The sequence below is a fragment of the Campylobacter concisus genome, assembly GCF_003048445.1.
Classification (GTDB): domain Bacteria; phylum Campylobacterota; class Campylobacteria; order Campylobacterales; family Campylobacteraceae; genus Campylobacter_A; species Campylobacter_A concisus_BF.
Genome location: NZ_PIQW01000005.1, coordinates 99,287 through 122,247, shown reverse-complemented (window position 1 = coordinate 122,247; position 22,961 = coordinate 99,287). Strand labels below are relative to the sequence as shown.

Here is a 22,961-nt window from a genome sequence, read left to right as displayed (position 1 = left end):
CTAAAACAAGGAGAAACTCATGGTAACTATGAGAGATTTATTAGAGTGTGGCGTACATTTTGGTCACCAAACACGCCGCTGGAACCCAAAGATGAAAAAATTTATCTTTGGCGAGAGAAAAGGTATCTATATTATAGATCTACAAAAGACTATCCGCTACTTCCGCTACACTTACAACATCGTTCGTGACGCAGCTGCTGAAGGCAAATCAGTGCTATTTGTCGGTACTAAAAAACAAGCTATCGACGCTATAAAAGAGTACGCTGAAAAATGCGGAATGCCTTATGTAAATCACCGCTGGTTAGGTGGTATGATGACAAATTTTGGTACTATCCGCCAGTCTATCCGCAAACTAGAAGTTATCGAGACTATGGAAGAAGATGGCTCGATAAATTTACTAACTAAAAAAGAGGCTTTGATGCTTCGCCGCAAAAAAGAGAAGCTTATCGCAACTCTAGGCGGTATCCGCAACATGAAAAGCCTACCTGATATGATATTTGTTGTTGATACAGTTAAAGAAAAGATCGCTGTTCAAGAGGCAAACCGCCTAAAAATCCCAGTTGTAGCACCGATCGATACAAACTGCGATCCTGACGTTGTTGATTATCCTATCCCAGGAAACGACGATGCGATCCGCTCTGTTCAGCTTTTCTGCCAAGAGATGGCTGAGGCTATCAACGAAGGCAAATCACTTCTTGAGCAAGATGGTGGCGAGCAAGCTGCTGGCGAAGAAGTAAGCCAAGATGAGAAAGACGCAGTTGTAGCTGAGGCTATGAGCGAAGAAGACTTTGGCGAGGACGAAGAGTAATGGAAATAACTGCACAAATGGTAAAAGAGCTCCGTGAATCAACCGGAGCTGGTATGATGGACTGCAAAAAGGCACTTGGCGAAGCAAATGGCGACATGGAAAAAGCTGTTGATATACTTCGTGAAAAAGGCCTAGGTCAAGCTGCTAAAAAAGCTGACCGCCTTGCAAGCGAGGGCTTAGTAAGTGTTGAAGTTTGCTCAAAATGCAAAAAAGCAACTATTAGTGAGATCAACTCTGAGACTGACTTCGTTGCTAGAAACCCACAGTTTCAAGCACTTGCAAAAGACGCAACAGCTCATATCCAATCAAGTGGCATAAAAACAGTTGAAGAGCTAAATACAAGCACTTTAAATGGGGTTAAATTTGAAGAATATTTCAAAACTCAGATCGCAACTATCGGTGAAAACCTTGTAGTTCGTCGCTTTGAGACTATTAGTGCTGATGATAAGGGCGTGGTAAATGGATATGTTCACTCAAATGGCCGTGTTGGCGTGCTTATCGGTGCAGCTTGCGAAAGTGCTGAAGTTGCAAACAAAGCAGCTGAATTTATAAGAAATTTATGTATGCACGCAGCTGCTATGAAGCCAAGCGTTATAAGCTACAAAGACCTTGATAAAGATTTTGTTGAGAAAGAATTTATCGCACTTCGCGCTGAGCTTGAAAAAGAAAATGAAGAGCTAAAACGCCTAGGCAAGCCACTTCACCACATCCCTGAGTATGCTAGCCGCTGCCAGATAGGTGAGGCTGAGCTTGCGAAAGCTACAAAAGCGATCGAAGAAGAGCTAAAAGCTGAGGGCAAACCTGAGAAAATTTGGGACAAGATCATCCCTGGTAAGATCGAGAGATTTTACGCTGATAACACAGTGCTTGACCAACGCCTCACACTTTTAGGTCAGTTTTATGTAATGGACGATAAAAAGACTATCGAACAAGTTATCGAAGAGAAGAGCAAAGAGCTTGGCGGCAAGATCGAGATCGTAAAATACGTTCGTTTCGAGCTTGGCGAAGGCTTAGAGAAAAAAGTAGATGACTTTGCTGCAGAAGTTGCTGCTCAAATAGGCTAATGGAAATTTTAAGAGCGTCTAATCTAGGCTTTGCGTATGATTATACGCTCTTTAATAATATAAATTTAACTCTCAATCAAAAACAAAGCATCGCGATAACTGGCGTTAGCGGTTGTGGCAAATCAACACTTTTACACATACTTTCAACACTTTTAAAGCCAAATTTTGGTGAGGTCATCTACCAAGATAGATCGATCTATGAGCTTTCTCAAAACGAGCTTTTGGCCATTAGAAGGCTTCATTTTGGCATTATTTTCCAGTCACACTATCTTTTTAAAGGTTTTAGCGCTTATGAAAATATCGAGCTTGCAAGCATCTTATCTGGCGAAAATATAGAAAAAAATGATCTTGAAGCGCTTAAAATTTCAAGCGTTATTAACCAAAAAGTTGGCGAGCTAAGTGGCGGTCAGCAGCAGCGTGTGAGTATCGCTAGAGTGCTTACAAAAAAGCCAAAGATCATCTTTGCGGACGAGCCAACTGGCAACCTTGATAAGCAAACAGCAAATGAAGTGATGCAAGTTTTGTTTGACTATATAAATGAAAACAATGCTGCTCTTGTTCTAGTCACTCACGACAACGACCTAGCCGCGAAATGCGATAACTCATACAAGCTTGAGAACAAAGAGCTTGTGCAAATTTCTTAGAATTTAGCTTCAAATTTCTAAAAACTACCGCTTAAATTTAAAAAACAAAGTAAAATTTTGTAAAATTAGTAAAAAATTTAAAAGAGCAAAATGGAATTAGTAGAATTTTTTGGAGCCGATAGGACAATAGTTTTTATGCTTTTGTTCGCACGCCTAAGCGGTCTCATCGTTTTTTTTCCTTTTTATTCGCACAATCAAATTCCACTTAGCGTAAAAACGCTTTTAGTTTTTGTTCTTTGCGTCGTACTATTTCCCATCTCAAAAGCTCATGAAAACTCTATAAATTTCTTAATCGGCGAGATCTTAGGCGAGGTTATGCTGGGACTAAGTGCCGGTCTCATGCTAACCATCATCTTTGCCACGCTTCAAATGGCAGGGGAGCAAATCTCGATGGTCATGGGCTTTTCGATGGCGTCGGTGCTTGATCCGCAAACTGGCACAAACTCTCCAGTTATTGCAAACCTTATAAATTTTATCGCGCTACTAACATTTCTAGCCTTTGACGGTCACCATTTGCTCCTTCAGTTTTACGCTAGCTCGCTTGCAGTTGTACCGCTTGGCGATTTTTATCCACGCCCTGGCATCATGAGCTATGCGATAAATTTATTTACAAATTTGTTTATGTTTGGCTTTATCATGTCATTTCCCATCATCGCCCTCTCTTTGCTCTCAGACTCTATCTTTGGCATGCTCATGAAGACGATGCCGCAGTTTAACCTACTAGTCATCGGCTACCCTATTAAGGTGACGATCGGATTTTCTGTTTTGATAGCCATTTTAGCAGGCATTATGAAGATAATGAGCGACCTACTTTTAAAAGTGATAAATGATCTACCGGCTCTGTTTTTTTAAGAAAATAGCAATGAAATTTATCATAGAATAGGCTTTTACTATTACAAGGAGGGATGATGAAAGTTGCTCTAATAAATAAAAATCCAGCAGTTTCACGTCTGATAACTTTAAGTCTGAATAAAATCGGCACCGAATATAGCGAATTTGAGGATCTAAATGGATTTGACGATGCTCAGTTTGACTTTATCATAATCGACAGTGACGTGGATAGTAGCGAGCTAGCTACAGATAAAAAGGTGATGTATCTAGCAAGTCGTGGCGAGAGTAAACCAGAATTTGCTACTTTGATGCTTGAAAAACCATTTTTACCGACTGAATTTATAAGTGTTTTTGAGCAAAATATCCCAAAAGATGAGCCAGCTGCCGAGCAAAATGCTAGTGAGCAGGGCGAAAGCGACTTTGGTGATTTTAGCGACGAGGCTATAAATTTTGACGAGATGTCAGGATTTAAGCTGCCTGATATCGATACAAATTTAGAAAATTTCGCAGACCTTGATAAAGAGCTTTTAGAAAGTGGCATAGATAGCCCAAGTGAGGAGGCAGACGAGAGCGACTTGCAAGAGGAAAATGAAGCTAGCGATGTGGAGTCTTTAGAAGAGTTTGAGGACCTGCAAGAGCTTGCTAGCGAAGACCTTGCTGATGAGAGCGTGGATGAAGAGACTAGCGAAGCGATAAGTGATGCAAATGAGAGCGAAGAGAGCAAAGATGGCGATCTAGCAGAGCTTAGCGCGCTTGTCGATGAGATAGAAAATATGCCAGAAGAGTCTGAAGCAGATGAAGAGCTAAATAAAAATTTAGATGATATTATTAGCCAAAATGACGTTGCAGGCTTGGTTGATGATGAGAATGCGGGTAGTGAGCTTGACGAGATAGATCAGAGTAAATTTGAGCTTAGTGAGATCGATTCACTTGATGAAGAGCTAAATAGCGAAGAGGCTGACGAAGAAAATAAAAATTTAGACGATACTGAGCTAGATGTTCAAAATTTAGAGCAAGAAGAGCTAAATTTAGACGAGCTAGCTAAATTTGATGATGAAGATAGCCTTGAAAATGAGATAAATTTGGAAGATGAGCCTAAAGATGAGGAGAATTTAGATGAGACTTCTAATGCTGATGAAGAGCAAATTCAAGTAGATGATGAAAAAGCAGAAGAGGATATAGAAGAAGAGGCTTTGGATGAAATTTCAAGTGAGGAGCTAGAAGATTTAGAGCCTAGTGATAGCGAAAATGCTTCTAGCAAGATGCCAGTAGAAGAGCTAGAAGATGTGAGTGAGCCAGAAGCCAAAGAAGATCTAGGCCTTGCGGACGAAACTTTTGAAGAAGAAAATGCTCAAGAAGAAAACGCACAAGAAGAGAGCAAAGACACGGCATCAAGTGAGTTAAATTTTGACGTGGCATCGATAGATGACATAGATGAAAACACGATGTTAGCGGCATTTGGACTAAAAGATATGCCTCAAACAAGCTCAAAAAATAATGCAAAAGAAGACTACAAAGAAGAGCTAACTAAAAAGATCACAAAACACGTCCACGAGTCGCTAAATGAGAGCTCGCTAAGAGATGTGCTAAAAGATATGAATATCAAGATAAATATAAGTTTCGAGGAAAAGTAGTTGCAAGGACAAATTTTAGTAGTTTCGGGACCTAGTGGAAGCGGTAAAAGCACGCTTTTGGGTCGTCTTTTAAAGGAAGAGAAAGACCTATATTTTTCTATCTCAAGCACAACAAGAGCCAAAAGAGAAGGCGAAGTTGATGGGGTGGATTATTATTTTATAAAAGAAGATGAATTTAAAAGCGGCATAGAAAAAGGCGAGTTTTTAGAGTGGGCGCAGGTGCATAAAAACTATTATGGCACGAGCCTAAAGCCAGTTTTAGCAGCACTTGAAGCTGGAAAGATAGTGATATTTGACATTGATGTGCAGGGTTTTCACATCGCACTTGAGAAATTTAAAAGCTACATCACTTCGGTTTTTATAACTACTGCAAATAAAAAAGAGCTAAAAAGGCGCTTGAAAAACCGCGGAACAGATAGTGACGAGACGATAGAGAACCGCTTAATGAACGCAGTTGGAGAGATGGAGCATATTTTAGAGTATGATTATTTTTTAGTAAATGATGATATAGAAAAGAGCTATAAAGGGCTAAAATCGATCCTCCGGGCGATGAGGTTAAAAAGTGCTAAGATTAACTTAAGAAACGTCATCGACGAGTGGATAGATTGTTAGAAATTCAGGAATTTATGATAATATTTTGAGAAAATTTGATAAGGAGAAAAGATGGGTTCTTTTAGTATTGGCCACTGGTTGATCGTTTTAGCGATCATTGTATTACTTTTTGGAGCAAAGAAGATCCCAGAGCTTGCAAAAGGACTAGGTAAGGGCATAAAGACTTTTAAAGCTGAGATGGAAGACACAACACCTGAAAAGAGCGAGAAAGTCGAGCATAAAGAAGAGAGTGCAGCTAGTCAAAAGATAGAAGAAACAACTAAAAACGCGTAGGTTTTAGAGTTGAAAGATAAAGTAAAAGCTGAAATTTCAAAGGTTTTAGAGCGAGAATTTGTGCTTGAAAAGCCAAAGGATAAAAATTTAGCCCACTACGCGACACCGCTTTTTAGCCTCGCGAAAGAGCTAAGAAAGTCTCCAGCTATGATAGCTAGCGAATTTGCTGATAAATTTAGTGATAGCAAGATAGTGGAAGCTAGCGCGGTAAATGGCTACTTAAATTTCAAACTTAAGAGCGAATTTTTAGATGAAATTTCAAAGCAAATTTTGCTAGATAGCGAAAATTTTGCAAAAGAAGATGCGAAAAAAGATAGCTATTTAATAGAATATATCAGCGCAAATCCGACTGGGCCGCTTCACATCGGACACGTTAGAGGCGCAGTTTATGGTGATAGTTTAGCAAGACTTGGCAAAAGACTTGGCTACGCTATCTCAACAGAATACTACATAAACGATGCTGGCAATCAAATAGATCTGCTTGGCACATCGATATCACTTGCGGCTAAAGAGCAGCTTTTTAACGAAAGTGTCGTCTATCCAGAGAAATATTACCGCGGGGATTATATTTTAGATATCGCTAAGCTTGCAAATGAGAAATTTGGCAAGGAAATTTTTTATGACGAGAGTAGAAACCTTGAGCTTGCCGAATTTGGCAAGGATATCGTACTTGAGATCATCAAAAAAGACTTGGCTGATGTTGGGATATTTATAGAGAGCTGGGCTAGCGAAAAAGCTCTTTATGACCGCCTGGAGCCAACTATAGAAAAGCTAAAACGCTCAAATCAAATGTATGAAAAAGAGGGCGCTACCTATATCGCTTCTACCACACTTGGCGACGATAACGATAGGGTTGTGGTTAGAAATGACGGCAGACCGACATATTTAGCTGGCGATATCATCTATCATAACGCTAAATTTGAGAAAAATTTTGACCACTATATAAATATTTGGGGCGCGGATCACCACGGATATATCGCAAGGCTAAAGGCTGCGATAAATTTCCTTGGGTATGATGAAAACAGGCTTGAAGTGATACTTATGCAGATGGTTAGCCTATTAAAAGAGGGCAAGCCATATAAAATGAGCAAGCGCGCTGGCAATGCGGTGCTGATGAGTGATATCGCGAGCGAGATCGGTGCTGAGGCACTTAGATTTATCTTTATAAGCAAAGCAAACACAAGTAGTTTGGAATTTGACGTGGATGAGCTTAAAAAAGAGGATAGCTCAAACCCTATTTTTTATATAAATTACGCTCACGCCAGGATAAATCAGATCTTTGCAAAGGCTGGAAAAAGTGTTAGTGACGTGATAAATGCTGACTTTGAGTGCCTAGATGAAAATGCTAAAAATTTACTTTTTGAAGCGCTTATATTGCCTGAAATTTTAGAGGATGCTTTTGCTTCAAGGCAGCTTCAAAAGATATCAGACTATCTAAAGTCGCTGGCTGCTAGCTTTCATAAATTCTATAATGAAAACCGCGTGGTTGGAAATGAAAATGAAGATAGCTTGCTAAAAGTCTTTGCAGTCGTTGCTGTCTCGATAAAAACAGCATTTAACATAATGGGAATCACAGCTAAAGATAGGATGTAGCTTTATATCCACCAGACAAATTTAGTCAAAAAGGGATATGCGGGTTTGACTAAATGCCCCTTTTTTCAAATATAATTGCAATAGTTTTTACTATTATCTTTATCTCCAGCCAAAGTGACCAGTGCTTTATGTAATAAAGATCATACATCAGCTTTTGTTTGGCGTCATGTGTGTTTGCGCCATAAGGGTAATTTACCTGTGCCCAGCCGGTAATGCCAGGGCGGACGATATGTCGTTCATTGTAGTAAGGTATCTCTTTTTCAAAGAAATTTATCCAATATCTTCGCTCTGGTCTTGGGCCTATTAGGTGCATCTGACCGCGAAGCACATTTATGCACTGTGGCACCTCGTCTATGCGAGTTTTACGCATAAATTCGCCAAATTCAAAGACTCTCTCATCGTTTTTGCTAGCAAATTTAGCCCCGTCTTTTTCAGCATCAACCACCATTGAGCGAAATTTGATACACTCAAATTCTCTATTTCCCAGCCCAACCCTGTTTTGCAAGAAGTAAAGGCTACCAGGGGACTGCTCATCTATCTTTTTCTTTACATAAAATTTAAGCATAAAAAGTATCATAAGAAGCAGTGAGCAGCTTACATAGTCGATCACGCGTTTTAAGGTGTATTCAAGGGCATTATAAGGCTTGATATCGTTTAAAAAGTTTAAATTTTCGCCATTTTCTGGGATGTAGCACTTTTGCAAGTAAATTTCTAAAAAGCTCTCCACATTTAGAAATTTGATCTTTTTATACTTCGTCTTAAACTGCAAAAGCGTGAGAAATCTCACCAGTTTGCTATCAACAGGCTTTTGGGTATTTAGCACTATTAGCCTCTGATCGCCTGATTTTATGAGATTTTCTAGCGCACCTCGCAGGGCTTTTGCGTCGCTATTTTCAGGGGATAAAAAATTTACCTGGCCAAATTTCTTCCTAAGCTTCTCTAGCTCGAGTTTGGTGAAAGTATATTTTTCGCCAAGGATGATCATAGGCCTATCCCTTTATCTTTATTTTAAATTTGCATTATAAAATTCGTCTAATTATACCCAAACGTGCTAATTGCATTTTTAAAAAAAGAGTTAAGGTTAAAATATGTCTCACAAAATTCTCGCAGTGCTTGTTTTAGCGCTCATATGCGCCGTTTCTTTCATGCTCTCAAACATGGTCTTGGCTAAATTTCACACCAGCCCACTCATCATCTCTATCATTTTAGGCGCCATTTTTGCAAATCTTTTCACCAAACAGACTCAAATTTTAAAAAATAGTGGCATCGTAGCGATCGCTGGGAAGCAAATTTTAAGGCTAGGCATCATACTTTTTGGCTTTAACATAAGCCTTAGCGAGATCGCAAGTGTCGGCACCATTGGCGTGATATACGCAGCTTTTATGGTTTTTGCGACCTTTTGCTTTGCGCTTTTTACCGCCAAAGCTTTGGGGCTTAGCAAGGATAGCGCCGTGCTCATTGGCTCGGGGGCTAGCATATGCGGTGCAGCTGCTGTTATGGCTACTCAAAATGAGATAAAAGCGGACGCAAACAAGCTTGCTATCGCCATTTGCACGGTGGTGCTATTTGGGACTATTGGCATGTTTATCTACCCATTTATCGCTAAATTTCTAGCTCTCACGCCTCAGCAAACTGGCTTTTTTATCGGCGGCTCACTTCACGAAGTAGCCCACGTAGTGGCAGCCTCAGCAGCATTTGACAGCACAGCAAGTAGCACTGCCGTCATCATAAAAATGCTTCGCGTCATCATGCTAGTGCCATTTTTGTTTTTGCTAAATTTCTTAAATTTAAGCCAAAATAGTGACGCCTCAAAGCTAAAGAGCATACCATGGTTTGCGCTATTTTTCCTAGTGGCGATCTGCGTTAGATCTTTGCCATTTTTCCCTGAAAATTTGGTACAAATTTTAAAGCTAGCCGCTAGCATTTGCCTTTGCGTGGCGATGTGTGCTTTGGGGTTTGGGATAGATAGGAGTATATTTAAAGCGACGGGCAAAAAACCATTTTTGTTAGCATTTTTTATATTTTTATGGCTTATTTGCTCATCGCTTGTCTTTGTTAAGACTCTTTGCTAGTTTTTAGCTTTTGCAAAAACTCTTCAATGTTGTATTTTGCCCTGTAAGCTGGGCTTAAAAGATGTATCAAGATGTCGCCAAGGTCCATCACGATCCAATCAGGCGAGCTCTCAGTGCCTATAAATTTCTCTCCAAGAGGCTTAAGCTCCTCTTTTAGATCCTCAGCCAGCGAGTAAGCGTGCCTCTCACCAAGCGTAGTAGCGATAACTACGGCCTTTACGAAATAATCATCCCCGCTCATATCAAACACTTGTATCTCTTCAGCCTTTTTTGCGTCTAAAACCTTAACTATACTTTCGGTGCGCTCTTGCATCGATCTTTCCTGCATCTTTAATCCTTGGTAAAAATTTATAATCTCATCTTTTATCTCGCTAGGCAGCTCATCAAGCCCCTTTTGGTGCCTGATCTGCGACGAGCTAACATCCACGTGCACGTCCATTTTTTGTAAATTTCGCGGAATTTCTATGTGATTGCGCTTGGCGATCACAAAATGCACCAAATTTTTTAGCTCCTCATATCCGTGCCACTTATCAAGCGTGGCTAGGTGGTCCGCGCCTATTATGAGATAAAATTTCTCTATCTTGAATTTCTCATACAAATACTTAACCGTCTCTATGGTAGGCACTGGGCGAGCTAAATTTATCTCATAGTCTGAGATCTCGACCTTCTCTAGGCCGCCCCAAATTTCTCTTATCCACTTTAGGCGAAGCTCTGGCGGAGCTGAAAATTCGCTCTTAAAGGGACTTATAAAAGTTGGCATGATGATGAGCTTGTCGATATCAAGGCCACTTAGTGCCATTTTTACAATGCTATCGTGTCCTAAATGAACCGGGTCAAAGCTCCCGCCAAAAAGTGCTAACTTCATCTATTAAAGTGCCTTGTTTATATTTGTTTTAAAATTCTTTTTTGTAGAATTAGGCGTAATTATATCAAAAGGAGCTAAGATGTCAGTTAAAGTAGCAATAAACGGCTTTGGGCGTATCGGTAGGTGTGCTGCGCGTATTATTTTAGAACGTGATGATGTTGAGCTTGTCGCTATTAACGACACCGCAACAAGGGATATGACGAGGTACTTGCTCAAATACGACAGCGTTCATGGCGAATTTAAGCAAGACGTTAAGGTGATAAGCGACGATTTTATAGAAGTAAATGGCAAAAAGATAAGAGTTTTTTCTACAAGAGATTTAAACGAGCTTAGCTACGCAGACTACGGCACAGACGTGGTTTTAGAGTGCACTGGCAAGTTTTTAACCACTGAAAAATGTGAGCCATATCTTGCTCGCGGCGTCAAAAAAGTCGTCATGAGCGCTCCGGCAAAAGATGATACGGCGACATTTGTAGTCGGCGTAAATGACGATAAATACGCAGGCGAAGCGATCGTCTCAAACGCAAGCTGCACCACAAACGGCCTAGCTCCAGTTGCAAAGGTGCTAAACGATAAATTTGGCATCGTAAAAGGGCTGATGACCACGATCCACGCCTATACAAATGGTCAGAGCTTAGTTGATGTAAAAGCTAAGGATTTCCGCCGCTCACGCGCTGCAGCGCTAAATATCGGACCTACGACCACCGGAGCTGCAAAAGCGATCGCTAAAGTGCTTCCAGAGCTAAATGGCAAACTACACGGCCAAGCAGTGCGTGTGCCAGTGGCAAACGTCTCTATGGTCGATCTAACGGCGGTTTTAAAAAGACCAGCTAGCAAAGATGAGATAAACGAGGCGTTTAGAACGGCTGCGGAGTCAAATTTAAAGGGAATTTTATTTGTTGATGACGACTACAGAGTTAGTAGCGACTTTTGCACGAGCACCTTTAGCAGCATCGTAGCTAGCGACACTACGCAGGTTATCGCTGATGATATGGTGAAGGTCTTTGCGTGGTACGACAACGAGTGGGGCTACTCAACAAGGCTTGTAGATCTTGCTAAGATCGTGGCTACAAAGTAAATTTAAAGGGTGAAAAATGAGTGATATTTTATCGATCAACGACCTTGAACTTAACGGCGCAAAAGTCTTTATAAGGTGCGATTTTAACGTGCCTATGGATGAGTTTTTAAACATCACTGATGACCGCAGGATCCGCTCGGCGATACCAACTATCCGCTACTGCTTGGATAATGGTTGCAGCGTGGTTTTGGCTAGTCACCTTGGACGCCCAAAAAACGGCTATGAAGAGAAATTTTCACTTCGCGGCGTAGCAAAAAGGCTATCAAGACTGCTTGATAGAGAGGTGATATTTGCTGAAGATGTGATCGGAAATGACGCTAAGACAAAGGCTGAGGCGCTAAAAGCTGGCGAAATTTTGATGATAGAAAATTTACGCTTTGAAAAGGGCGAAACCAAAAACGATGAGGCTTTGGCAAAAGAGCTTTCAGGCTTTGGCGAATTTTACATCAATGACGCATTTGGCGTTTGTCACAGGGCTCACGCATCAGTCGAAGCGATCACTAAATTTTATGATGAAAAGCACAAAGCAGCTGGATTTTTACTACAAAAAGAGATAAATTTCGCTCAAAATTTGATAAAACATCCATCTCGTCCATTTGTCGCAGTCGTGGGTGGCTCAAAGGTTAGTGGCAAGCTTCAAGCCTTGCATAACCTTTTGCCACGCGTAGATAAGCTCATAATTGGCGGCGGTATGGCATTTACATTTTTAAAATCACTTGGCGAAAACATCGGAAATTCGCTCCTTGAAGAAGAGCTCATCGAAGATGCAAGGCAAATTTTACAAAAAGGCAAAGAGCTAGGAGTGAAAATTTACCTACCAGTAGATGTCGTCGCTGCTCAGACATTTTCAGCTGAAAGTGCCGTAAAATACGTCCCAGCTCAAGAGATCCCAAATGGCTGGATGGGGCTTGACATCGGACCTGCATCGATTAGGCTATTTAAAGAGGTCATCGCAGATGCGCAAACCATCTGGTGGAACGGACCTATGGGCGTTTTTGAGATGGATAAATTTAGCAAGGGTAGCATCAAAATGAGCCACGCTATCATCGACACTCACGCGACAACTGTCGTTGGCGGTGGCGATACGGCTGACGTGGTCGAGCGCGCAGGCGACGCTGATGAGATGACATTTATCTCGACTGGCGGTGGTGCGAGCTTGGAGCTCATTGAAGGCAAAGAGCTGCCTGGCATAAAGCCGCTTAGAAAAGAGGAGTAGGTCTTGAAATTTCTAGCGAATTTAAAGTGCAACCACACAAGAGCAAGCTTTAGAGAGTACGCGAAAATTTTAGACGCAAATTTAAGCGCAAATGACGACGTGAGCGTATTTGCTCCAGCTAGTGCTTTTGATGAAAAAAGGCATATTTTTAGGCTTGGAGCGCAGAATTTCTACCCATGCGAGAGTGGGGCATTTACTGGCGAGATCGGCAAGGCGATGCTTGATGAATTTGACATAAAAGACGTGCTGATAGGCCACTCTGAAAGGCGTGAAATTTTAAAAGAGAGCGAGGAATTTTTGCGAGCGAAATTTGACTTTGCCGCAAAAAATGGCTGGAATGTGATCTACTGTATCGGCGAAAATTTAAGCACAAATGAAAGCGGAGCGACCAAAGAATTTCTAAGCCGCCAGCTTGAAAATATCGACCTTGGCTATAAAAAATTAGTCATCGCCTACGAGCCGATCTGGGCGATAGGAACCGGTAAAAGCGCTAGCATAGAGCAGATAGATGAGGTGCTAAGCTTTTTAAAGACAAAGGCAAATGTGTCGCTACTTTACGGCGGAAGCGTCAATGCGGCAAATATCGCTGATATCGCGGGTATCAAAAGCTGCGATGGGGTGCTGGTAGGCACAGCCAGCTGGGATGCGAATAATTTTTTAAATTTGATACGCGTTGTCTCGTGAGTGCCTTTTAATGAGTTCGAAATTTTAAGTCTGCGACAGGCTATTTGCCTAGTCTTGACCTAAAATTTCTACACAACATTAAAATTCATCTCGCGATACTGCCGCTATTAAATTTGGTTTAAAATTTAAATATCGCTTAAAAGCCAAACAAAATAAAAAGGAGAAATGATGATACTAAAGGGTAAAAAAGGTCTAATCGTAGGCGTCGCTAATGCAAAATCGATAGCTTACGGCATCGCAAAAGCTTGTCACGATCAAGGTGCGCAGATGGCATTTACATACCTAAACGACGCTCTTAAAAAGCGCGTAGAGCCGATCGCTGAGGAGTTTGGTAGCAAATTTGTCTATGAGCTTGACGTAAATAACCAAGCTCACTTAGACGTCCTTGCTGATAGGATCAAAAAAGACCTTGGCGAGATCGACTTTGTCGTGCACGCTGTGGCTTACGCGCCAAAAGAGGCACTTGAGGGCGAGTTTGTAAATACCACAAAAGAGGCATTTGACATAGCGATGGGCACTAGCGTCTACTCGCTACTAAGCCTTACTCGCGCGGTCTTACCGGTGCTAAAAGAGGGCGGCTCGGTGCTAACTCTTACGTATCTTGGCGGACCAAAATTTGTGCCACACTACAACGTCATGGGCGTTGCCAAAGCAGCACTTGAAAGCTCAGTTCGCTACCTAGCACACGACCTTGGCGCTAAAAACATCCGCGTAAATGCGATCAGCGCAGGCCCAATTAAAACGCTTGCTGCAAGCGGAATAGGTGACTTTAGGATGATTTTGCGCTACAACGAAGTAAATAGCCCGCTAAAACGCAACGTCACCACTGAAGATGTCGGCAACAGCGCTATGTACCTGCTTAGCGACCTAGCTAGCGGCGTAACAGGCGAGGTTCATTACGTAGACTGCGGCTACAACATCATGGGCATGGGCGACGTGGCTACCGACGCCGAGGGCAACACTATCCTAGCTTGGGACGCAAAATAACATACTGATATAAATTTGGCGGGGCGACTCGCCAAATTCTTCTTTTAAATTTCACCAAATTTGATAAAAAGGACAGAAAGTGAGAGCTTTAGATGAGCTTATAGACACAAATGAGCCAGGCTGGGCGCTGATCGAAGAGTGGCTAAAGGAGGCTAAAAACGACTATGAAATTTTGCCTCGCGATGAGAGCAGGGCGCAAAGTGAGCTTTTAGGACTTCAAGTCACCACTCGCTCGCCGATGGGAGCGCTTGTTTATGGGTGCGGCGGCATAGTGATAGATGGCGGTTGGTTGCGCCTGCTTGGCTCAGGGTGCGAGCGGATGAAGCGCGGAATTTACAGCTTTAACCTTGGCAAAAGCTTTAGCGAAGTAGGGCAGATGCCTAGCTATTTGCTCGTGGCGGACGATATTTTGGGTGGATTTTTCGCGGTAAATGGCGGCGCCTTTGGTGGCAAAGCTGGTAACGTCTTTTACTACGCACCAGACAGCGGCGAATGGGAAGATACGCAGCTTGGCTACTCGCAGTTTTTATACTGGGCGTTAAGTGGCGATATATCTAAATTTTACGAGCTTTACCGCTGGGATGGCTGGCGCGAGGATGTGCGTAAATTTAGCCTTGATAAGGTGATGTTTGCGCTACCACCACTTCTTTGGCAAGACGCCGACGTAAAACTAAGGCTTAAAGATATGAAAAAAGATGGCGTTAATATAGGTGAATATTTTTCTTCTTTGTTTGAGGAGGAGAAATAGGATTGATTTTGTAAATTTCTGCTTTTGCAAATTTTAAAATCTTACTCGCTTACCTTAGCAACTTACCAAATTCAGGTCTTGTTATTACTTGCCACTGAATTTGGAAGCGTGATATGCTCGTTCATAAATTTTAAAATTTGCTCGAGTTTCTAACCGCATGCAGTGCAAAGCACTATTGCATGCACTTTGAACGTGCGAGAGGGTTTTTACTCGGGCTTCGTCCGTAGCCGCAAGCAGACGATGATATAAAGAGAGATAAGGGGACAGGCTTCGTGTCTGCCACTCAGTTGCGAGCCCGCGAAGCAAAATTTAAATCCTCTTGTCACCCTTTTTTAATAAAAAGAATTTACAAATTTAATGAAGCTATTTTACAAATTTTAAAACTTTCATTCACTCGCAAGAGTTGGCTACTAAAATTTGGCTTCGCTAACCGCTTAGCTCAAATTTTAGAGCCGAAATTACTCGTTCATGAAATTTTAAAATTTGTCTGACACTTGTCTGATTTGACAAAATAAATTTATAAATTTTAAAATCTTACTCACTCGCCTTAGCAGACTACTAAATTTAGGCTGCATTTCGTTTAGCACTAAATTTAGAGCCGTGATATGCCAGCTCTAATTTTAAAATTCGTTTGAATATTTTTGTAAAAAAATTAAATATTTGTAGTTCGTGGTCGCAAATTTTAAAATTTAAATTTCACTGAGCGGTAGGTCTGATCAAACCTAAATGTTAGTAGATTTTGCAGTATCCCAAAAAGTACCATGAAGGTGACAAAGCTGCTTCCGCCGTAGCTAAAAAACGGCAGTGGCACGCCCACAACCGGCGCAAAACCGATCGTCATCGAAACATTTACCCCCACATAAACAAAGATGAGCGTGGCTATACCAGTGGCGGTCACCTGCGTGAAATAATCATTTTTAAGCCCGTAGTTTAGGCTAAGTAAGTGCGTTATAAGCGCTCCATAAAGCCCCAGCAAAAGAAGCGCGCCGTAAAAGCCAAAACGCTCGATATTGTAGGCAAAGATGAAGTCACTTGTGGCGATTGGCAAAAATTTAAAGTGCGTTTGCGTCGCCTCGTCCTTTGGCTTGCCTTTTAGCCCGCCGCTACCTATGGCGATGATACTTTGTTTGACGTGATAGCTTGGCTCTTCGGCGATGAAGTCGTGGATCCTCTTTTTTTGATAATCATGCAAATTTTCATATAAAACTGGCGCCGAAAATCCTATGGCAAGGATGATGCAGATCCAAATTTTCTTATTTACGCCGATGACAAAAAGGATGGTGTAGCCAACTATCAAAAGTATGAGCGCGGTGCCAAGATCAGGCTCTTTAATGATGAGCGCAAATGGCAAAAGTATGTAAAAACTAAGCCTTAAAAAGTCTTTTAGCCCGTAACCATCGACCTCTGGCGGGCGCTGCTTAACTAGATAGGCTAGCATCAGCAAAAAGGCTGGCTTCATGAGCTCTGAGGGCTGAAGTGTGAAGTGAACGAAGGGAATTTCCAGCCAGCGCCTAGCTCCAAGCTTGCTAACGCCAAAGATATCAACGCTTAAAAGCAGCACGATGCAGACCCAGTAAAACATCGGGATGATCCAGTCGATGCGTCTAATGGGCAGTAAAAATGCGATGCAAAATGAGACAAATCCTATGCCAAAATACACAAGCTGTTTGTTTGCCAAAATGTCATTTGCTTCGGAGACTAGGATGTATGAGATGGCTATGATTGGGATGATCAAAAACGGCTGAATAAAATCAAAATGTGTTAAAATACGCCGATCTAGTTTTATCAAGAAGCAAACCTTAATTTTTGGGCTAGATTATATCACAAACAAGGCTTTGATTTTGGTTAAATTTAATGTTTTAAATAGCTCAAGACTCGACGTTGCAGTAGCACATGAGCTTCAAATTTCACGTAATCAAGCTTTAAATTTGATAAAAGACTCCCTTGTAAGCGTAAATTTAAAACCAGTCTCAAAACCAAGCTTTTTGTTAAATGAAAACGATGAAATTTGCGTAAATTTTGCCCCAAAAAAAGAGGTGCAAAACGAGTACGAAGTAAATTTTGATATCCCGATTATATATGAAGACGACGATCTCATAGTGCTAAACAAGCCCCCACAAATCGTCGTTCACCAAGCCCCAAGCGTCAAAGAGGCGACACTTGTTGAGTGGCTAAACAAAAAAGGCTTTATGCTTTCAAATTTAAACGGCGACGTAAGAGCTGGCATCGTCCACCGCCTAGATAAGGGCACGAGCGGCGCTATCGTCGTCGCTAAAAACAACTTCTCCCACGCAAAACTTAGCGAGCAACTAAGCGATAAGAGCATGGGACGAATTTATCTAGCGCTCACCGACTTGCCCCTAAAAGAGGACGTCGTCATCGACAAGCCAATCGGCAGAAATCCAAACAACCGCCTAAAAAAAGCGATCGTTGCGGACGCTAAATTTGCAAAAAGTGCCTTTGTAAATTTGCTAAGTGAAGGCGGAGTAAATTTGATAGCGGCAAAGCTTTTTACAGGTAGGACGCATCAGATAAGAGTGCATCTTGCTAGCATAAATCGCCACATTTTAGGTGATGATTTATACGGATTTAAGAGCCAAGGCGATAAAATAAGCAGGGTTATGCTTCACGCTTATATGCTCTATTTTATCCATCCGCGAACTGGCAAAAGGGTAGAATTTACCGCAAAAACGTATGATGACTTTAACCAAATAATTTACAAAAAAATTCCCAAGGAGATTTTTGATGAAAAAATTTGCCCTACGCATATTGACACCATTTTTAGTAGCTTTCTTAGCGGGATGCGGCTCTAGCGTACCGACTCAGCAAAGCACGTCACTGCCAACTATTACAAGCTTAAAAACTATTTCAGATATGACAGAAGTTGGCTTCGAGTGGAACCCAGTGAGCGACGAGAGCGTCGTTGGCTACTATCTTTACCGCTCAAATCCAAACGATGCAAACTCAAAAATGCAACTAGTTGCAAACATAAAAGACCGCTTTGCTACGCACTATGTGGATCGCGACCTAGCTCCAGAGACGACTTATTCATACCAAATGAGAACCTACTCAAGTAACGCCATCTCTCAACCAGGTGCGATCGCAACTGCGACAACTAAGCCACTACTTGACTCTGTGCCATTTGCGCAAGCTATCACTGGGCTTCCAGGCCGCGTAAAAGTGATCTGGAGACCACATCCTGATAGCACAGTAGCAAGCTACATCATTCAAAGAAGCGATGCAGGAGCTAATAAATTTAGCCAAGTAGCAGAGGTAAATGGCAGACTAAATGCCGAGTATATCGACACTGATGTAAAACCTGGCAGGTCTTATGAGTATAGGATCTTAGTTAAAACTTCTTCTGGCGTCATCTCAAAACCAAGCCAAAACATAAGCGCCACAACAAAGGAGTTACCCTAAATCAGTAACGAACGTCCAAGCAACCAAAAATGCTCCAAAAAAGATCATCTTAACGTGGGATTACGCGCCAGCTGAGGATTTTGCTTATTTTAAGGTTTATAGAACGACAAGTAAAATTTTACCTTACACATACCTAGCAAAAACGACTAGCAACACCTATGAGGACCTCATAAATACAAACGCAGCGACAAGGTATTATAGAGTCACAGCTGTCGATAAAGACGGTCTTGAGAGCTTAAAGCAAGAAGAGCCGATCGTTGGTAGCACACTTGGCGCACCAAAAACTCCAAGCATAAGCGCTAGCTACGATGGCAGCGGTGTAAATGTAAGCTGGAGCGCAGTTGATAGAGCTAGCTCATATACAGTTTATAGAAGCGGTGCTAGCGAGAAAGTCTTTAGCGGTATAAGTGATACTGGGCTTAGAGATGACAGCGTCCAAAAAGGAGCTAGCTACTCTTACAGCGTCGTAGCAGTCGATGAATACGGCATCGCCTCTGATAAGTCATCAAAAGCAGAAGTTAGCACAAAATAATGCCAAATTTCATCGCTTCGTCCTTAAAAGAGCTCTCGTTTCCATTTGGTAACGACAAGATCAAATTTCTTTGGCAGGCAAATGGCCGAAACGAGAGGCTCATCTACACAAAAAATGAAGATGAAGGCTTTTTTCTAGTCGTAAAGCCAGGCAAAAATGGCGTCGTCGTAAAGGGAGAAAAGCTTACAAAACCTGCTAAAGTCGGACTTTTGCAAGAGGCGCTGGAGCTTTTTAAAGAGCAAAATTGTAACGACATCATCAGTCAAGCATTTGCTGTAAAAAAGACAAATTTGACCAAAAAAGTGAGTGAAATTTTAAGTCTTGAAGAGTTTGTGCCAGCATTTTTCGAGCTAAAAGATAAATTTAAAGAGATTTTTATCGAGATTGGCTTTGGCTCTGGCAGGCACTTGCTCTATCAGGCTAAAAACAACCCAAATGCCCTAGTTATCGGCATAGAGGTCTATAAACCAAGCATCGAGCAAGTAGCAAAGCTAGCTAGGGCAAATGCCCTAGAAAATGTGCGTCTAATAAACACCGACGCAAGGCTCTTACTCTCACTTGTTGGATCAAATTTGGTTGATAGAGTATTTTTACACTTTCCAGTGCCGTGGGACAAGGCCGAGCATAGACGCGTGGTCTCATCGGCGTTTGCGCTTGAGTGTGAGAGGATACTAAAAGTTGGCGGTAAATTTGAGCTAAGGACTGATAGTAAGGAGTATTGCGACTTTAGTTTGAGTAAATTTTTAGAGCCCGCAAACTCAAAGATAGAGGCTTTTAAAAATAGAAATTTAGAAGTAACTAGCAAGTATGAAGACCGCTGGAGACGCCAAGATAAGGACATTTACGATGTCATTTATACTTGTGAGGTTGAAAGTGGCGAGAGCGTTTTGGCTGGAGATTTTAGCTTCAAAGAAAAGACAAGCGTAAAAAATATCATTAAAAATTTTAAAAATTTCATCATAAAAAAAGAGGATCACTTTTTACATTTTGAAGAAATTTATACTATAAACGAGGGTGAAATTTTGCTAAAAGTCGCCTTTGGAGCGTTTAACAAACCAGAGCAGTGTTTCATCAAAATAAGCGATGAAAAAAGCGAATATTTTATAAAAAAACCGATCTTAATACGTGAAAATTTAGCAGCACACGAGCTTTTGAAGGAGTATTTGGCTGATGCAAGAGATAATTAGCGCAAGAAATTTAAGCCTTGCTTATGAGCGCAATGAGGTTGTGATCAATAGCGTAAATTTAGACATCTACGCAAATGACTTTGTCTTTATCACAGGCAAGAGTGGAAGCGGAAAGAGCACGCTTTTAAAGTCATTTTACGGAGAAATTTCACCACTTGCTGGCGAGCTAAATGTCTGCATGACGCAAATGGACGATATCGATGACAAAAGACTTTGCGAGCTTAGGCAGCGAGTTGGCATTATATTTCAAAACTATCGCTTGATAAATGAGTGGAATGTCGAAAAAAACGTCATGCTGCCACTCATCATCAAAGGCGTCAATCAAAATGTGAGCAAAAAGCAGGTCGCTAAACTTTTAAAACATGTAAATATGCTTCACAAAGCCGATAAATACCCTCGCGAGCTAAGTGGCGGCGAACAGCAAAGAGTTGCCATGGCAAGAGCACTCGCGCACAATCCAAATTTGCTCTTATGTGACGAGCCAACGGGAAATTTAGACGAATACTCAAGCGACGTCATCTGGTCGCTTCTAAAATCAGCCAGAGAATTTCTAGGCACAAGCGTTGTCGTGGTGACGCATCACATCCCATCAACGCTTCGCATCCCATACCGCCACTTCGTCATAGAAAATGGAGGCGTGCATGAGATCGCTTAAAAACCACCTTGGATTTATCCTGCCGTTAATCGCGCTTTTATTTTCAGTGCAGTTTAGCCTCACAGCAGACAAGATCGTAAGAGAGTATGAGAGGCTTATGGGAAATGACTACAACATCGTGGTGGTCTCAAACAAAGAGCTAAGCGAGCCAGTGCTAAAGCCAGTAGTTGGCACGCTAGCAAGTGTAGAGCCACTAAGCCCACAAAAGATCATCGACCGCCTATCAAACGACATCTCGGCTAAAAATTTATCCATCCTTCAAAACGCCTTGCCTAAATTTTACTCGCTAAGACTAAGCGAATTTCCATCGCCAGAATATATGGAGGAGATAAAGCAAAAGCTTTTGAAATTTGATGGTATAAGCAAGGTCGAGACATTTTCAAAGACCCATGACAAGGTCTTTAAGATGCTAAATTTAGCCAAAAGTATATCTTATGCATTTATGGCGATACTTTGTGTCGTTGGGCTTATGCTTATGCTGAAACAGACTAAAATTTGGCTATTTGAGCATAGAGAGCGCATCGAGATCATGACGCTTTTTGGCGCGCCATTTTGGCTAAAATCAGCCATGCTCTATAAATCAGCCATGGTTGATAGCATAGTTGCGACCATTGTTGTTGGCGCATTTTTCTTTTTCTTGCCTAGCATTGAAATTTTTAGAGAAAATGCCGCAAGCATCGATGTAGTCTTGCCTAGCCTTGATCTTTCAAGAGATATTTTTATCCTATTTGGCGTGGCTGTGGTTTTAAGCATTTTTGCTGTTAGTTTAGTGATGAGTAAGGCTAGAAAAAGCACGATATGAAAAAAGGAATTTTTACACTTTTGCTAGCTTTTAGTCTAGCTTTTGCATCAAATACTAAAGAGAAGATAAAAGACTCCAAAAACTCGTTAAGATCGACGCAGGCCATGAGTGAGCAGCTTAGTAAAAAGCTCGATGACTTGGCTGGTGATATCGTAACTGGCGAGAAAAAACTGCGCGGCATAAGCGGCGATATCACAAATTTAAAAGGTCAAATTTCAGTTCTTGAGACAAATGCTTCAAAAGCGCTTCTTGAGCTTGATGATCTAACAAAGCAAAACAAAGAGCTAGAGCGCACCCAAAAAGAGCTAGAGCAAAATATGATAAGGATCATCGCAGAAGACCTCTCTTTTGATCTTATGATGTCTGCAAGCGAGGGCAAACAAAGCGAAGAGAGCATCATCTCGTCGCAAATTTTAACCAAGCTAAATGCCATAGCAAAAGAGGACTTTAAAAGGCTTAGTGAGAACTACGAAGATACGATAGAAAAGATAAAAAACAAATCAAGCAAGATAAACGAGATAAACTCAAGCATAAAAAACTATAGGCGCAAGCAAAATGATCTGCAAAGCTTAGAGAGCACGCAGAAAAATACAATAAACGGGCTAAAACGCGATAAAGAAATTTACAGCAAAAAGTTAGCCAAGCTTCAAGCTCAACAAGATGAGCTAAGAAAGACACTTGAGCAGCTTGCTATCATGCAAAAGCAAGAGGATGAAGCAGCCAGAGCTGCCAGAGAAAAGCAAGAAAGAGCAGCTAGCAAAGGTGGCAAAAAGGGCGAAAAGAGCCAGCCAATGGGTGGGGGCTATCAGACAAGCTCTGTTAAGAGATACTCAGGCACAAGGACGATCGCTCCGCTTGATAGCTACTCTGTAAAGCAAAAATTTGGCAATTACGTAGATCCGATATATAACATCAAAATTTTTAACGAGTCAGTCATACTTCGCTCAAGCACGCCAGATGCGAAGGTTAAAAGCGTTTTAAATGGTAAGGTTGTCTTTGCAAAAGCTACTCCGATGCTTGAAAATGTCGTTATCATCGAAAACGAAAACGGCATCCACACGATCTACGCCCACCTAAGCCAGATCGCGCCAACTGTAAAGGTCGGCTCAGTCGTGCAAAAAGGCTACGTCATAGGTAGGGTAAGGAACGATCTAACTTTTGAAGTAACGCAAAGAAACTACCATATCGACCCGCTTGAAATGATCTCAAAATAGTCACTTTGTAAGCGTTATTAGCTAAATTTAAAGCCTTTTTGG

General features: G+C 41.5%; 23 protein-coding genes. 20 read left to right on the top strand and 3 right to left on the bottom strand.

The features are described from left to right. Positions 1–19: 19 nt before the first annotated feature. The 8 genes from rpsB (at position 20) to argS (ending at position 7,459) form a co-directional block, all read left to right on the top strand. The gene (gene rpsB / locus CVT14_RS04410; protein ID WP_002941277.1) at positions 20–808 is read left to right on the top strand and encodes a 30S ribosomal protein S2; all 789 of its coding nucleotides are present in this window, start codon (positions 20–22) and stop codon (positions 806–808) included. Then, positions 808–1,872 carry a translation elongation factor Ts gene (tsf, locus tag CVT14_RS04405; protein WP_021088631.1) on the top strand — a complete coding sequence of 355 codons (1,065 nt, stop codon included), beginning with the start codon at positions 808–810 and terminating at the stop codon, positions 1,870–1,872. The genes rpsB and tsf overlap by 1 nt, the downstream gene beginning before the upstream one ends. Further along, the gene (locus tag CVT14_RS04400; RefSeq protein ID WP_002941236.1) at positions 1,872–2,516 is read left to right on the top strand and encodes an ABC transporter ATP-binding protein; all 645 of its coding nucleotides are present in this window, start codon (positions 1,872–1,874) and stop codon (positions 2,514–2,516) included. The genes tsf and CVT14_RS04400 overlap by 1 nt, the downstream gene beginning before the upstream one ends. Before the next feature lie 90 nt (positions 2,517–2,606). Further along, the gene (gene fliR, locus CVT14_RS04395) at positions 2,607–3,368 is read left to right on the top strand and encodes a flagellar biosynthetic protein FliR (protein ID WP_107849796.1); all 762 of its coding nucleotides are present in this window, start codon (positions 2,607–2,609) and stop codon (positions 3,366–3,368) included. Positions 3,369–3,424: 56 nt separating this feature from the next. Then, a complete protein-coding gene (locus CVT14_RS04390; protein ID WP_021088673.1) occupies positions 3,425–4,981 on the top strand; it encodes a hypothetical protein in 1,557 nt (518 codons plus the stop codon). Continuing rightward, positions 4,982–5,593, top strand: a complete 612-nt coding sequence (gmk, locus tag CVT14_RS04385; RefSeq protein WP_009294763.1) for a guanylate kinase — start codon at positions 4,982–4,984, stop codon at positions 5,591–5,593. 51 nt (positions 5,594–5,644) lie between these two features. After that, on the top strand, positions 5,645–5,866 hold the full coding sequence (tatA, locus tag CVT14_RS04380) for a twin-arginine translocase TatA/TatE family subunit (RefSeq protein ID WP_021087958.1): 222 nt from the start codon (positions 5,645–5,647) through the stop codon (positions 5,864–5,866). A 9-nt stretch (positions 5,867–5,875) separates the two neighbouring features. Further along, the gene (gene argS, locus CVT14_RS04375; protein WP_021088671.1) at positions 5,876–7,459 is read left to right on the top strand and encodes an arginine--tRNA ligase; all 1,584 of its coding nucleotides are present in this window, start codon (positions 5,876–5,878) and stop codon (positions 7,457–7,459) included. A gap of 49 nt (positions 7,460–7,508) precedes the next feature. Here the strand turns inward: argS and CVT14_RS04370 are convergent, their stop codons facing one another. Next, positions 7,509–8,444, bottom strand: a complete 936-nt coding sequence (locus tag CVT14_RS04370) for a sugar transferase (RefSeq protein WP_021088588.1) — start codon at positions 8,442–8,444, stop codon at positions 7,509–7,511. A 103-nt stretch (positions 8,445–8,547) separates the two neighbouring features. On the opposite strand from CVT14_RS04370, the gene CVT14_RS04365 reads away from it, so the two are divergent. After that, positions 8,548–9,531 (top strand): YeiH family protein, encoded by a 984-nt coding sequence (locus CVT14_RS04365; RefSeq protein ID WP_107849795.1) that lies wholly within the window; start codon positions 8,548–8,550, stop codon positions 9,529–9,531. Here the strand turns inward: CVT14_RS04365 and nadD are convergent. Continuing rightward, positions 9,515–10,396, bottom strand: a complete 882-nt coding sequence (gene nadD / locus CVT14_RS04360) for a nicotinate (nicotinamide) nucleotide adenylyltransferase (protein ID WP_107849794.1) — start codon at positions 10,394–10,396, stop codon at positions 9,515–9,517. The genes CVT14_RS04365 and nadD overlap by 17 nt on opposite strands. Positions 10,397–10,475: 79 nt before the next feature. On the opposite strand from nadD, the gene gap reads away from it, so the two are divergent. From gap to CVT14_RS04335, 5 genes are all read left to right on the top strand, one after another. After that, positions 10,476–11,474 (top strand): type I glyceraldehyde-3-phosphate dehydrogenase, encoded by a 999-nt coding sequence (gap, locus tag CVT14_RS04355; protein ID WP_107849793.1) that lies wholly within the window; start codon positions 10,476–10,478, stop codon positions 11,472–11,474. A gap of 16 nt (positions 11,475–11,490) precedes the next feature. Then, complete coding sequence (locus tag CVT14_RS04350; protein ID WP_107849792.1) at positions 11,491–12,690, top strand: phosphoglycerate kinase; 1,200 nt, start codon at positions 11,491–11,493, stop codon at positions 12,688–12,690. 3 nt (positions 12,691–12,693) lie between these two features. Continuing rightward, on the top strand, positions 12,694–13,374 hold the full coding sequence (locus CVT14_RS04345) for a triose-phosphate isomerase (RefSeq protein ID WP_021088619.1): 681 nt from the start codon (positions 12,694–12,696) through the stop codon (positions 13,372–13,374). A 168-nt stretch (positions 13,375–13,542) separates the two neighbouring features. Further along, on the top strand, positions 13,543–14,361 hold the full coding sequence (fabI, locus tag CVT14_RS04340) for an enoyl-ACP reductase FabI (protein ID WP_021088641.1): 819 nt from the start codon (positions 13,543–13,545) through the stop codon (positions 14,359–14,361). A gap of 79 nt (positions 14,362–14,440) precedes the next feature. Next, positions 14,441–15,109 (top strand): DUF2625 family protein, encoded by a 669-nt coding sequence (locus tag CVT14_RS04335; RefSeq protein ID WP_021088635.1) that lies wholly within the window; start codon positions 14,441–14,443, stop codon positions 15,107–15,109. A gap of 682 nt (positions 15,110–15,791) precedes the next feature. Here the strand turns inward: CVT14_RS04335 and CVT14_RS04325 are convergent. Beyond that, positions 15,792–16,898 (bottom strand): FtsW/RodA/SpoVE family cell cycle protein, encoded by a 1,107-nt coding sequence (locus CVT14_RS04325; RefSeq protein WP_107849791.1) that lies wholly within the window; start codon positions 16,896–16,898, stop codon positions 15,792–15,794. 52 nt (positions 16,899–16,950) lie between these two features. Here CVT14_RS04325 and CVT14_RS04320 point away from each other — a divergent pair, with 52 nt between their 5' ends. From CVT14_RS04320 to CVT14_RS04290, 6 genes are all read left to right on the top strand, one after another. Then, entirely contained in the window at positions 16,951–17,922 is a 972-nt protein-coding gene (locus CVT14_RS04320) for an RluA family pseudouridine synthase (RefSeq protein ID WP_107849790.1), read from the top strand. Further along, positions 17,855–18,529 carry a fibronectin type III domain-containing protein gene (locus CVT14_RS04315; protein ID WP_187153557.1) on the top strand — a complete coding sequence of 225 codons (675 nt, stop codon included), beginning with the start codon at positions 17,855–17,857 and terminating at the stop codon, positions 18,527–18,529. The genes CVT14_RS04320 and CVT14_RS04315 overlap by 68 nt, the downstream gene beginning before the upstream one ends. 531 nt (positions 18,530–19,060) lie before the next feature. Next, entirely contained in the window at positions 19,061–20,248 is a 1,188-nt protein-coding gene (trmB, locus tag CVT14_RS04305; RefSeq protein ID WP_107849789.1) for a tRNA (guanosine(46)-N7)-methyltransferase TrmB, read from the top strand. Further along, positions 20,232–20,903 (top strand): cell division ATP-binding protein FtsE, encoded by a 672-nt coding sequence (locus tag CVT14_RS04300; protein ID WP_004317228.1) that lies wholly within the window; start codon positions 20,232–20,234, stop codon positions 20,901–20,903. The genes trmB and CVT14_RS04300 overlap by 17 nt, the downstream gene beginning before the upstream one ends. Continuing rightward, entirely contained in the window at positions 20,890–21,705 is an 816-nt protein-coding gene (locus CVT14_RS04295) for a cell division protein FtsX (RefSeq protein WP_107849788.1), read from the top strand. The genes CVT14_RS04300 and CVT14_RS04295 overlap by 14 nt, the downstream gene beginning before the upstream one ends. After that, the gene (locus CVT14_RS04290) at positions 21,702–22,919 is read left to right on the top strand and encodes a murein hydrolase activator EnvC family protein (RefSeq protein ID WP_107849787.1); all 1,218 of its coding nucleotides are present in this window, start codon (positions 21,702–21,704) and stop codon (positions 22,917–22,919) included. Before CVT14_RS04295 ends, CVT14_RS04290 begins: the two co-directional genes overlap by 4 nt. Positions 22,920–22,961: the final 42 nt, after the last annotated feature.